This window comes from Pseudomonas sp. TAE6080 (genome assembly GCF_018732265.1).
Classification (GTDB): Bacteria; Pseudomonadota; Gammaproteobacteria; order Pseudomonadales; family Pseudomonadaceae; genus Aquipseudomonas; species Aquipseudomonas brenneri.
In genome coordinates, this window is the sequence record NZ_JAHIDY010000055.1 from 20,381 (window position 1) to 31,648 (window position 11,268).

11 protein-coding genes are annotated in these 11,268 nt (G+C 61.4%); 6 read left to right on the top strand and 5 right to left on the bottom strand.

Annotated features, from left to right (window positions below; genetic code table 11):
• Positions 1-74: 74 nt before the first annotated feature.
• Together antB and antA are read right to left on the bottom strand one after the other, a co-directional pair.
• Positions 75-566: an anthranilate 1,2-dioxygenase small subunit gene (antB, locus tag KL786_RS26795; protein ID WP_215519499.1), complete on the bottom strand. Its 492-nt coding sequence runs from the start codon at positions 564-566 to the stop codon at positions 75-77.
• Entirely contained in the window at positions 566-1,957 is a 1,392-nt protein-coding gene (antA, locus tag KL786_RS26800; RefSeq protein ID WP_215519500.1) for an anthranilate 1,2-dioxygenase large subunit, read from the bottom strand. Before antA ends, antB begins: the two co-directional genes overlap by 1 nt.
• Before the next feature lie 310 nt (positions 1,958-2,267).
• Between antA and KL786_RS26805 the strand changes: the two genes are divergently transcribed.
• A complete protein-coding gene (locus KL786_RS26805; protein ID WP_215519501.1) occupies positions 2,268-3,269 on the top strand; it encodes an AraC family transcriptional regulator in 1,002 nt (333 codons plus the stop codon).
• A 43-nt stretch (positions 3,270-3,312) separates the two neighbouring features.
• Here the strand turns inward: KL786_RS26805 and KL786_RS26810 are convergent, their stop codons facing one another.
• A complete protein-coding gene (locus tag KL786_RS26810; protein ID WP_032862819.1) occupies positions 3,313-4,188 on the bottom strand; it encodes a LysR family transcriptional regulator in 876 nt (291 codons plus the stop codon).
• Positions 4,189-4,302: 114 nt separating this feature from the next.
• Between KL786_RS26810 and KL786_RS26815 the strand changes: the two genes are divergently transcribed.
• The 3 genes from KL786_RS26815 to catA are packed head-to-tail and all read left to right on the top strand — an operon-like array spanning position 4,303 to position 6,706.
• A complete protein-coding gene (locus tag KL786_RS26815) occupies positions 4,303-5,430 on the top strand; it encodes a muconate cycloisomerase family protein (protein ID WP_032862820.1) in 1,128 nt (375 codons plus the stop codon).
• Positions 5,431-5,443: 13 nt separating this feature from the next.
• Positions 5,444-5,734, top strand: a complete 291-nt coding sequence (gene catC / locus KL786_RS26820) for a muconolactone Delta-isomerase (protein WP_215519502.1) — start codon at positions 5,444-5,446, stop codon at positions 5,732-5,734.
• Between the two features lie 42 nt (positions 5,735-5,776).
• Positions 5,777-6,706, top strand: coding sequence for a catechol 1,2-dioxygenase (gene catA, locus KL786_RS26825; protein ID WP_215519503.1), 930 nt, complete (start codon positions 5,777-5,779; stop codon positions 6,704-6,706).
• 151 nt (positions 6,707-6,857) lie between these two features.
• Here catA and KL786_RS26830 read toward each other — a convergent pair whose 3' ends face one another.
• Positions 6,858-7,331 (bottom strand): Lrp/AsnC family transcriptional regulator, encoded by a 474-nt coding sequence (locus tag KL786_RS26830; RefSeq protein ID WP_017531067.1) that lies wholly within the window; start codon positions 7,329-7,331, stop codon positions 6,858-6,860.
• Positions 7,332-7,474: 143 nt separating this feature from the next.
• On the opposite strand from KL786_RS26830, the gene kynU reads away from it, so the two are divergent.
• Both kynU and KL786_RS26840 read left to right on the top strand, forming a co-directional pair.
• Positions 7,475-8,725 carry a kynureninase gene (kynU, locus tag KL786_RS26835; protein ID WP_215519504.1) on the top strand — a complete coding sequence of 417 codons (1,251 nt, stop codon included), beginning with the start codon at positions 7,475-7,477 and terminating at the stop codon, positions 8,723-8,725.
• Between the two features lie 84 nt (positions 8,726-8,809).
• Positions 8,810-10,240: an amino acid permease gene (locus KL786_RS26840; RefSeq protein ID WP_215519505.1), complete on the top strand. Its 1,431-nt coding sequence runs from the start codon at positions 8,810-8,812 to the stop codon at positions 10,238-10,240.
• Here the strand turns inward: KL786_RS26840 and KL786_RS26845 are convergent.
• Positions 10,237-11,166 carry a LysR family transcriptional regulator gene (locus KL786_RS26845; RefSeq protein WP_215519506.1) on the bottom strand — a complete coding sequence of 310 codons (930 nt, stop codon included), beginning with the start codon at positions 11,164-11,166 and terminating at the stop codon, positions 10,237-10,239. The genes KL786_RS26840 and KL786_RS26845 overlap by 4 nt on opposite strands.
• Positions 11,167-11,268: the final 102 nt, after the last annotated feature.

Genomic DNA, 11,268 nt, shown 5'->3' on the forward strand with positions numbered 1-11,268 from the left:
GCGTGGGCATCCTGAATGCCCGCGGCGCCCTTGGGTTTTTCGCGAGCAAGCTCGCTCCTACAGTTGGGGGGCTGTTAGAGGTGGTAGAAATCCAGCACCGAGTTGATGGTGTCGTTGAGCAGCAGCGCATGCTTGCGCGTGATCAGCCAGCTGTCGCCATGGGGCTTGAGGCTATAGGTGGCGTGGCCATAGAACTGCTCCGACATGGCCAACCGATAAAACAGCGTGTGCCAGTTCAGCCGCACCTCCAGGCAGCCGTCTTCCAGCTCGCTAATCCGCACGTTATTGATCAGGTGCAAGGTACGCGGCATCGGCGTTGCGGAAGCCGCCTTGCCGGTGCGCAGGCGGAATACCCGGTCTTCCAGGCCTGAACGGTTGGCGTAGTAGATCAACGACATCTCGCGCTTGGGGTCGCGGGTGTAGACGTGTTCCGAATCCCATTGCGGCAGATGGAACTCACTCTGCGGGTCGAACAGCTGCACATAGGCATCCCAGTCCTGGGCGTCGCACAGCTCGGATTTACGGTAGAAAAACTGCTCGATCTGGTACTGCAATTGCGCGCTCATCATTTCACCTCGTGCAGTTTCAGGGCTTGGGTGTCGAGACCGTCCAGCAGGAATTTCTGCCAGTTGCGGTGCTGGTTGACGTACAGCCCTTCGTGGGTGAATTCGGTGCCGGTCATCGCCGGTGTAATGCCAATGGCTTCGCTGTTGGGCGTCGGCCCGGTTGCCCAGCGGTGGCTGCCCCGGGAGATATCGCTCCAGCGTTCCAGGCGGCCCTGGAAACCACGCTGGGCTTCGCGAAATTCCACCAGGTCGTCCGGGGTGCCCATGCCGGACACGTTGAAGAAGTCTTCAAACTGGCGGATACGGTTTTCGCGGTCGGCGTCAGACTCGTTCTTCACCCCCAGGCACTGGCTGATGATCTCGGTCTTGTTCCACGCCACCGGGCGGATAATGCGCAGTTGCGAGCTGATCTGGTCGAGGAAGAACAGGCTCGGGTAGACGTTCAGGTTGCGCAGGCGGTGCATCATCCATTCGGCCTTGGCCTGGCCATGCTCTTGCACCAGGCGCGGCATGATGGTGGCGTAGCCCGAGCGCACGCTAGGGTTGGGCATGTCGCTGAACAACACACTGTGGCCGTTGTTGAAGGCAAACCAGCCGTCATCGGTATTGGCATCGCCGGCGCCGAGCTTGCTGTAGTCCAGGGTGCTGCCGGAGGCGCTGCCGTTTTCGGTGTTGACCTGCTGGCGATGCTGCACGGTGGCCACGTAGTTATAGTGCACGGTGCTGACGTGGTAGCCGTCCAGGCCGTTTTCGTTTTGCAGCTTCCAGTTGCCGTCGTAGGTGTAGGCCGACTTGCCGGGCAGCACTTCCAGCTCACCGGTGGCGGACTGCGCGACCATCATGTCGAAGAACACTTTGGCGTCGCCGAGGAAGTCTTGCAGGCTGTCGGTGCCCTGCACGTCGAGGCTGATAAACACAAAGCCCTTGTAGCTCTCGATGCGCGCCTTCTTCAGGCCGCGGGTGGCCTTGTCGAAACTTTCCGGGTATTCCCCCGGCGCCTTGACCTTCACCAGGCGACCATCGCTCTTGTAGCACCAGGCGTGGAACGGGCAGGTGAAGGTGGACTGATTGCCCTTGCCGACGCGGGTCAAGGTGGTGCCGCGATGCTGGCAGGCGTTGATCAGGGCATTGAGCTGGCCTTCACCGTCGCGGGTGATGATCATCGGCTGGCGCCCGGCGCGCATCGTCACGAAGTCATGGTTGTTGGCCAGTTCGCTTTCGTGGCAGGCGTAGATCCAGTTTTTCTCGAAGATCAGTTCCATCTCCAGATCGAACAGTTCGGGCTCGGTGAACATGTCACGGGCGATGCGGAACACTTCGTCTGTCGGGCGAAAGTCCAGGCAGCTTTCGATAAAGGTTTTCCACTGCTCGACGCTTCTTGCACCACTCATGGGAGGCACCTTTTTGTTGGGTGGCTAATCGGTGGTCCATTAGAGGCGGGCAGGAGGGCGGTCAGCTATCCGCTTAGTCGGGGAAGATGGGCCGCATAGTTGGGGAGCAAGTACCCACTTGGGTGCAACGACGCAGGGGAATGCGCTACTGTCTTGCCAGGCATTTGTCGCAAAAGCCGGCTTCTTATCCACATAGTCGGCGCTTGCTATCCATCCAGTGGACAAGTGCCTGGCGTGGCGCAGAACTTGCCTTGATCCACCGGACGCGCCGTCAGAGCGCGCTGGCCACAACCGCCGTGAGTGCAACCTGATGAGTAGCCATACACGCGATATCCGTATTGAACGTTTCGACCTTGAAGGCGCCCGCAGCTGGATGTCCGGCATCTGCGGGCCCCATCGGCTGGAAACCACCACCCCGGAACGCCTGCGATTCCATCACAGTGCCAACGTGTTCAAGTCCCGCGCCACGACGCTGGGGGTGATCGAATATGGCACCGACGTGACCATCGATATCGAAGACGCCGAACACTTCAGCAGCTACAGCCTGAGCCTGCCGCTGGTGGGCGAGCAGGAGCTGAGCAAGGGTGGCCAGCGCCTGAGCTCCAACCGCGACCAGGGCGTGATCATCTCGCCCAATGAACACCAGGTGCTGGCGATTTCGGGGGACTGCCGCAAGCTGCAAGTGGTGATTACCCGTGCGGCGATGAGCGAAACCCTGGAGGGCCTGTTGCAGCGCCCGATTGATGCGCCACTGCGCTTTGAGTCGGTGATGGATGCCGTGCAGGGCGCACCGGCGGCGTGGTGGCGCATGGCGCGGCACTTCATCGCGGAGCTGGAACACAGCAGCGAACTGTATGACCAGGCCGCCTTTACCCGCGACCTGGAAAGCTCGCTGATCAAGGGCCTGATCCTGGCCCAGCCGAACAACTACTCCGAAGAACTGCGCGACGTGCTGGGGGTCAAGTTGCCCCACTATCTGCTCCGTGCCCGCCAGTACATTCACGCCAACGCCCGCGAAGCGCTGCACCTGGAAGACCTGGAGGCGGCCACCGGCGTATCGCGGTTCAAGCTGTTCGATGCGTTTCGCAAATACTTCGCCCTGTCGCCCATGGCGTATTTGAAAAAGTACCGCCTGAGCGCAGTGCGCCAGGAAATTCTTGAACACGGGGTCACCCGCACCATTTCCGAGATTGCCCTGGGCTGGGGCTTTACCCACCTGGGAAGGTTCTCGGCGGAGTACCGCAAGCTGTTCGACGAGTCCCCCAGCCAGACGCTGCAGCGCAACGATGCGCGGCGCATGCGCGGTGCCTGAACACACTGCAGATCAAAATGTGGGGGCTGGTGTTTGGGAGATTTCAGATCAGCTCTTCAACCAATTGCAGGCAATGGCTGAGTCCCGGCGACTGGTCATTAATCCGCCGGCTGAGAATGATCGGCGAAGTCGCCGTGGCCTCGACAATCGGCGTATAGCCGATATCCGCCCGATGCAGCATCTGCACCGAGGCCGGCACCAGCGTCACGCCCATGCCCGCGCCGACCAGGCCGATGGCGGTCTGCAACTCATTGGTCCATTGCGCCACCTTGATCGCCAAACCATGGGTGTCGAACAGTGCGATCACATGGTCGGCATAACTGGGGCGTGGGTTGCCGGGGTAGAGCACCAGAGGCTCGGCGGCCAGTTGCGCGAGCGTTACCGGTGCGCCCAGCAGCGGGTGCCCGGCGGGCAACACCGCGACCAGCCGATCCTCTACCAGCACGCGCTGGACGATGGCCGGGTCATCAATGCGAATCCGCCCGAAACCCACATCGATCCGCCCGGCCTTGAGCGCTTCGACCTGTTGCAGGGTGGTCATCTCCGCCAGCCCCAGCTCCAGCTCCAGCGCGTCATGGCTGCGCAGGCGGCGAATCAGCTCCGGCAGTACGCCATACAGGGTCGAGGGGGCAAAACCGATGCCCAGCCAGGTCTTCTGCCCCAGGCCAATGCGCCGCGTGTTATCGCAGGTCTTGGCCAGTTGTTCCAACAGCACATTGGCGTGTTCATAGAAGTAGCGCCCGGCTTCGGTCAGCCGCAGTGGCCGGCCACGCTCCAGCAGGACCACGCCCAACTCATCCTCCAATTGCTGGATCTGCCGGCTCAACGGCGGTTGGGCAATGTGCAGGCGTTCGGCAGCACGGGTGAAGTTCAGGGTTTCCCCCAACACCTGGAAGTAACGCAGGTGGCGCAGTTCCATACGGGTTCCTCTCATACCTTGAGGGTATTGTTCGAGACCAATTCTATATTGGAAGCCAACAACAATGGGCGACAGAATCAGGCCAGACCTATAAAGAACCCAACGGGTATTGCCATGCCGATTTGTGCCATCGAGTCGATCGAGACCATCATCGTCGATCTCCCCACCATCCGCCCGCACAAGCTGGCGATGCACACCATGCAGAACCAGACCCTGGTGATCATTCGCGTGCGTTGCGCCGACGGCATCGAAGGGATTGGCGAGTCCACCACCATCGGTGGCCTGAGCTACGGCAACGAAAGCCCCGACAGCATCAAGACCAATATCGACCAACACTTTGCGCCGCTGTTGATTGGCCAGGACGCCAGCAACATCAATGCGGCCATGTTGCGCCTGGAGCGCAGCATCCGTGGCAACACCTTTGCCAAGTCCGGTATCGAAAGCGCCTTGCTCGATGCCCTCGGCAAGCGCCTGGGGCTGCCCGTCAGCGAACTGCTCGGCGGCCGCGTGCGCGATGCCTTGCCGGTGGCGTGGACCCTGGCCAGCGGCAACACCGCAAAAGACATCGAAGAAGCCGAGAAGATGCTCGACCTGCGCCGCCACCGCATCTTCAAGTTGAAGATCGGCGCCGGTGAAGTCAGCCAGGACCTGGCCCACGTGATCGCGATCAAAAAGGCCCTGGGCGAGCGCGCGAGCGTGCGGGTCGACGTCAACCAGGCCTGGGACGAAGCCGTGGCCCTGCGCGCCTGCAAGGTGCTGGGCGACAACGGTATCGACCTGATCGAGCAACCGATCTCGCGCAATAACCGTGGCGGCATGGCCCGGCTCAACCTGTCGAGCCCGGCGCCGATCATGGCGGACGAATCCATCGAGTGTGTCGAAGATGCCTTCAACCTGGCCCGCGAAGGTGCGGCCTCGGTGTTCGCGCTGAAGATCGCGAAAAACGGCGGCCCGCGCGCGGTATTGCGCACGGCGGCGATTGCCGAGGCGGCGGGTATTGGCCTGTATGGCGGCACCATGCTCGAAGGCGGGGTCGGCACCCTGGCGTCGGCCCATGCGTTTCTCACTTTGAACAAACTGGCCTGGGACACCGAGCTGTTCGGGCCGCTGCTGCTCACCGAGGACATCCTCACCGAGCCGCTGCTGTATCGCGATTTCCACCTGCATGTCTCGACCGCCCCGGGTTTGGGCCTGGCCATTGATGAGGAGCGCCTGGCGTTCTTCCGTCGCGACAAACATTAAGAGGATGCCTGCGATGTTGTTCCACGTAAAAATGACCGTCAACCTGCCCGTCGATATGAACCCCGAGCGCGCGGCGACCCTCAAGGCCGACGAAAAGGCCCTGGCCCAGCGCCTGCAAGCGCAGGGCAAGTGGCGCCACCTGTGGCGTATCGCCGGGCTGTACGCCAACTACAGCGTGTTCGATGTCGACAGCGTGCAGGAACTGCATGACCTGCTGATGCAACTGCCGCTCTATCCCTACATGGCCATCGAAGTGAATGCCCTGTGCCGGCATCCGTCGTCGATCCATGAGGATGACCGCTGAGTCTGTCTAGCCACCTAATAATTACAAGATGAGGATTGCACCATGTCCATTCGACTGTCCCAGACTGCCCACGCCCAGCGCTTCCTCGAAGAAGCCAGCGGCAACCTCAATGACGCCGGCAACCCACGGGCCAAGGCGCTGATCTACCGGATCCTGCGCGATACGGTGAACATCATCGAAGACCTGGAAGTGACCCCGGAAGAGTTCTGGAAGGCGGTCAACTACCTCAACGAGCTGGGCAAGAACCAGGAAGCCGGGTTGCTGGCCGCAGGCCTGGGCCTGGAGCATTACCTGGATATGTTGATGGACGCGGCCGACGAGGAAGCCGGCAAGTCCGGCGGTACCCCGCGCACCATCGAAGGGCCGCTGTACGTGGCCGGCGCGCCGCTGTCCAAGTACGAAGCGCGGCTGGACGATGGCCAGGATGCGGCGGTGCCGCTGTTCATGCGCGGGCAGGTGCGCGACGTCGACGGCAAGCCATTGGCCGGGGCGATTGTTGACGTGTGGCAGGCCAATACCGGCGGCACTTACTCCTGGTTCGACCCGACGCAATCGGAGTTCAACCTGCGTCGCCGGATCGAGACCGATGCCCAGGGCAACTACCGTTTTCGCAGCATCGTCCCGTCCGGCTACGGCTGCCCGCCGACCGGCCCGACCCAGCAGTTGCTCGATCAACTGGGGCGCCACGGCCAGCGGCCGGCGCATATCCACTTCTTCATCTCGGCACCGGGGCATCGGCACCTGACCACGCAGATCAACCTGTCGGATGATCCGTATCTACACGATGACTTTGCCTATGCCACGCGTGATGAGCTGATTGCCGAGATTCGTTTCAGCGAGGATCAACAGCTGGCGCGTGAGTTTGGCGTGGAAGGCAAGTTTGCGCAGATCGACTTTGACTTTGAATTGCAGCCAGCGGTGGCACCGGTCGAGCAAAAACGCATGCAACGCGTACGCGCCCTCGAAGACTGAATGCAGTCAAAAAATGTGGGAGCGGGCTTTTGTGGGAGCTGGCTTGCCTGCGATGAAATCGCCTCGGTATTACAGATAAACCGAGGTGTCCGTATCGCGGGCAAGCCCGGCTCCCACAAAAGCCCCCCACATTTAATCAGCGGTGTTCTGGTTATTTGCGTACGACCAGGTCCAGCACCTCATCCCGATCCTTGATCTTCTGCAGCACGATCTCCGACCGAATATCCATCACCCCCGCCGTGCGGTTCAGGTGGTTCACGATAAAGTCGGAGAAGTGCTTGAGGTTGCGTGCCTGCACCCGCAGCACATAGTTGCTGGCGCCGGTGATCACATAGGCGCTGGCCACTTCCGGCCAGCCCTGGACCTTCTTGATAAACGTCTCGTGCCAATCCTCCACATCCTGGCGCAACGACAGGTGGACGATGGCCTCCAGCTCGATGCCCAACTGCTCGGCATTGAGCACCGCGCGATAACCACTGATCACGCCCTCGCTCTCCAGCAGGCGCAAACGGCGCAGGCAGGCGGATGGCGACAGGGCGACTTTCTCCGCCAGTTCCTGGTTGCTGATACGGCCATCCTGTTGCAGGAAATGCAGGAGGCGCAGGTCGGTGGCGTCGAGAATCATGCTTAGAATTAATCCGCGTATTTGGAGGTTAAATTCGAATTTCCTACAGCTTATTAAGCCAGTTGTAGCGCACTTTGCACGAAAATTCTGCAAATCTTCGTTCATTATTTGGTCCATCGTCACCTATAAAAACAGGACTTTCCATGACCAGCCGAAATCATTGCCAGACCCTCGATGCACAGGACCCGCTGGCGTTACTGCGCGATCAATTCGCCCTGCCGGAAGGCGTGATCTACCTCGACGGCAACTCCCTTGGCGCGCGTCCGGTGGCGGCGCTGGAGCGGGCGCAAGCGGTGATCGCCGAGGAGTGGGGCAATGGTTTGATCCGCAGCTGGAATAGCGCCGGTTGGGCCGACCTGTCCCAGCGCCTGGGCAATCGCCTGGCGCCGCTGATTGGCGCGGGCGAGGCTGAAGTGGTGATTACCGATACCACCTCGATCAACCTGTTCAAGGTGCTCAGCGCCGCCTTGACCGTGCAGCGCCAACGCCAGCCGCAACGCAAAGTGATTGTCAGTGAAGCGAGCAACTTCCCCACTGACCTGTACATCGCCGAAGGCCTGGCCGCGCTGCTGCAACAGGGCTACTCCCTGCGCCTGGTGAACAGCCCCGAGGAGCTGCCGCAAGCCATCGACCAGGACACGGCGGTGGTGATGATCACCCACGTCAACTACAAGACCGGCTACATGCATGACATGCAGGCGCTGACCGCCCTGAGCCATGAATGCGGCGCGCTGGCAATCTGGGACCTGGCGCATTCGGCGGGCGCAGTGCCGATCGACCTGCACCAGGCCGGCGCCGACTACGCCATTGGCTGCACCTACAAATACCTCAACGGCGGCCCGGGCTCCCAGGCGTTTGTCTGGGTCAACCCGGCGCTGGTGGAGTTGGTGACACAGCCGCTGTCGGGCTGGTTCGGCCATAGCCGCCAGTTCGCCATGGAGTCCAACTACGTGGCGGGCAAGGGCATCACCCGTTACCTGTGCGGCACCCAGCCAATCACCTCGCTGGCGATGGTCGAGTGTGGCTTGGATATTTTCGCCCAGACCGACATGGCCAGCCTGCGCCGCAAATCCCTGGCGCTGACCGACCTGTTCATCGAGCTGGTGCAAACCCGCTGCGCCGCCCATGAATTGACCCTGATTACCCCGCTCGAGCATGCCAGGCGTGGCAGTCATGTCAGCTTTGAACACCCGCAAGGCTACGCCATCGTCCAGGCCCTGATTGCCCGTGGCGTGATTGGCGATTACCGCGAGCCGAAGATCATGCGTTTTGGCTTTACCCCGCTGTACACCAGCTTCACCGAGGTGTGGGATGCGGTGCAAATCCTTGGCGAAATCCTCGACGGCAACACCTGGGACCAACCGCAATTCAAAGTGCGCCACAGCGTTACCTAAGAACACCACAAAACCCATGTAGGAGCTGGCTCCTACAGGTGCTTGGTCAGCAGTAATCATCACAATAATAAAGGGGCACGCCACGTGACCACGCCAGACAACGGCTTTGCAGCAATCACCAATCGCGAACTGGGCCTGCGGCGCCAGCTCACTTCCGGGCAGATGAGCATGATCGCCATCGGTGGCGCCATCGGCACCGGGTTGTTCATGGGCAGCGCCTACGCCATCGGTTATGCCGGCCCCAGCGTGCTGGTCAGCTACGCCATCGGCGCGTTGATTACCTTGTTGTTGATGGGCTGCCTGGCGGAGATGACGGTGGCCCATTCCACCTCCGGCTCCTTTGGCGCCTACGCCGAATTCTATGTCAGCCCATTGGCCGGGTTCCTGGTGCGCTATGCCTACTGGGCGGCGATTGTGCTGGCGGTGGGCGCCGAGGTCACGGCGGTGGCGATGTACATGAAGTACTGGTTCGCCAACGTGCCGGAATGGGTGTGGATCGTCTCGTTCTCCAGCGTGCTGATCGTGCTCAACGCCATCAGCGTGAAGACGTTCGGTAACTTCGAGTACTGGTTCTCGACGATCAAGATCAGCGCCATCGTCGGCTTCATCATCCTCGCGGTGTATGTGGTGTTCGGCTCCGGCAACCCGGATTACGGGGTGCAGAACTACACGGCCCACGGCGGGTTTTTCCCCAATGGCCTGAGCGGTATGTGGATTGCCGTGATTGTGTCGATCTTCAGCTACTTGAGCGTTGAGATGATCGCGGTGGCGGCGGGTGAAGCCGCCGACCCGGAACAGGCGGTGAAAAAAGCCTTCCGCGCAACCATTGTGCGGCTGGTGGTGTTCTACCTGCTGACCCTGGCGCTGATGCTGGCCATCGTGCCGTGGAACCAGGCCGGGCAGAGCCAGAGCCCGTTTGTCACGGTGATGCAGACCATCGGCATTCCCGGCGCCACCGGGGTGATGAACTTTGTGATTTTGATTGCCGCGTTGTCGGCGATGAACAGCCAGCTCTACATCACCACGCGCATGATGTTCAGCCTGTCCCGCGCCGGTTTTGCACCAAAATCCATGGGCGCCCTGAGCAAAAGCGGGATCCCGCTCAACGCCCTGCTGCTGTCCAGCTCGGGCATCGCCCTGGCGACCCTGCTCAATGTGGTGTACCCGGAAAGCTCTTTCACCCTGATGATGGCCATCTCGATGTTTGGCGCGATCTTCACCTGGTTCATGATCTTCCTCACGCACCTGTTCTTCCGCCGCTACCGCAAACGTCACGGCGGGCCGAAGTTGTCGTTCCAACTGCGGCTGTTCCCCTACAGCACACTGCTGGGGCTGGTGCTGATGGGGGCGGTGATGATCACCACCTTCTTCACCGAGGCGTTCAAGATGACCCTGGTGTTTGGTGTGCCGTTCCTGTTGATCCTGTCGACGGTGTATTACGTGTTCTTTCGCAAGCGCCGCTCAACCCCTGTAGGAGCGAGCTTGCTCGCGAAAAACCCGAGCGCGCCACGTTAAACCTGCAAGCCCGCGTTATCGTTGACGACCTTCGCGGGCAAGCCCGCTCCTACCGTGAGTGCGTTCAGCAGGGCAGTGGCATAACCCGGCAACTGCTCGAACGACCGTGCGCACAGCAGCAGTTTGCGACAGGCCCAGTCCTCCGTCAGGGGTTTGGCCTGCAATTGCTGGGCGTGGGGCCAGCGCTGCAACGCCGCCTGCGGCACAATCCCCAGCCCTGCGCCACGGGCGACCATGCGCATCACCCCGTCAAACCCGTCGGCACGCACCCGGGTCTGCAAGCGAAAACCTGAGTGCAGCGCCTGTTCTTCCAGGTACACCGCCAACGCGCTGTTGGCGGCCAATCCCACATAGTCGTGGCACAAACTGTCGATAAAACTCACCGGCCCCGCCGCCAGCGGATGACCTTCGGGCATGATCAGCACCAGCGGGTCATCGCGAAACGGCCGGGTCTGCAAACCGTGGGTGTCCACCGCATCGGAAATGATCCCCAGGTCTGCCGCGCCCTGGCGCAAGGCGTGGGTGATGCGCAGGCTGGGCAGTTCCTGCAGGTCGATATCGAGGTTGGGATGGGTGCAGAGAAAATCCGCCAACAACTCCGGCAGGTATTCACTGAGGGCAGTGGTGTTGCACAGCAGGCGTACCTGGCCTTTGACGCCGTTGGCGTATTCGGCCAGCTCTTGTTGCAGGCGCTCGGCTTGTTGCAACAACAGCCGGGCATGACGGGCCAGGGCGTTGCCAGCGGCGGTCGGGGTCACGCCGCGCCGGCCGCGTTCCAGGAATGCGACGCCTGCCGAGGCTTCCATCGCCCGGATGCGCGCACTGGCGGCGGCCAGGGACAAATGGCTGCGGGCGGCGCCGGCGGTGATATTGCCGGTGTCGAGGATGTGCAGGTAGAGGCGCAGGTCGGTCAGGTCAAAGTGCATGGCTGGAAATCCCGGGTGCCTGGAAGGGCCTTATCGCAGGCAAGCCAGCTCCCACATTTTGGACTGCCCCCAAGAAGTTGGACACCAATCCAATTTCTTGGG

Excerpts from the sequence above, each read along its gene's own strand:
- antB (WP_215519499.1), bottom strand. The coding sequence starts at position 566 with ATGAGCGCGCAATTGCAGTACCAGATCGAGCAGTTTTTCTACCGTAAA.
- antA (WP_215519500.1), bottom strand. The coding sequence starts at position 1,957 with ATGAGTGGTGCAAGAAGCGTCGAGCAGTGGAAAACCTTTATCGAAAGC.
- KL786_RS26805 (WP_215519501.1), top strand. The coding sequence starts at position 2,268 with ATGAGTAGCCATACACGCGATATCCGTATTGAACGTTTCGACCTTGAA.
- KL786_RS26810 (WP_032862819.1), bottom strand. The coding sequence starts at position 4,188 with ATGGAACTGCGCCACCTGCGTTACTTCCAGGTGTTGGGGGAAACCCTG.
- KL786_RS26815 (WP_032862820.1), top strand. The coding sequence starts at position 4,303 with ATGCCGATTTGTGCCATCGAGTCGATCGAGACCATCATCGTCGATCTC.
- catC (WP_215519502.1), top strand. The coding sequence starts at position 5,444 with ATGTTGTTCCACGTAAAAATGACCGTCAACCTGCCCGTCGATATGAAC.
- catA (WP_215519503.1), top strand. The coding sequence starts at position 5,777 with ATGTCCATTCGACTGTCCCAGACTGCCCACGCCCAGCGCTTCCTCGAA.
- KL786_RS26830 (WP_017531067.1), bottom strand. The coding sequence starts at position 7,331 with ATGATTCTCGACGCCACCGACCTGCGCCTCCTGCATTTCCTGCAACAG.
- kynU (WP_215519504.1), top strand. The coding sequence starts at position 7,475 with ATGACCAGCCGAAATCATTGCCAGACCCTCGATGCACAGGACCCGCTG.
- KL786_RS26845 (WP_215519506.1), bottom strand. The coding sequence starts at position 11,166 with ATGCACTTTGACCTGACCGACCTGCGCCTCTACCTGCACATCCTCGAC.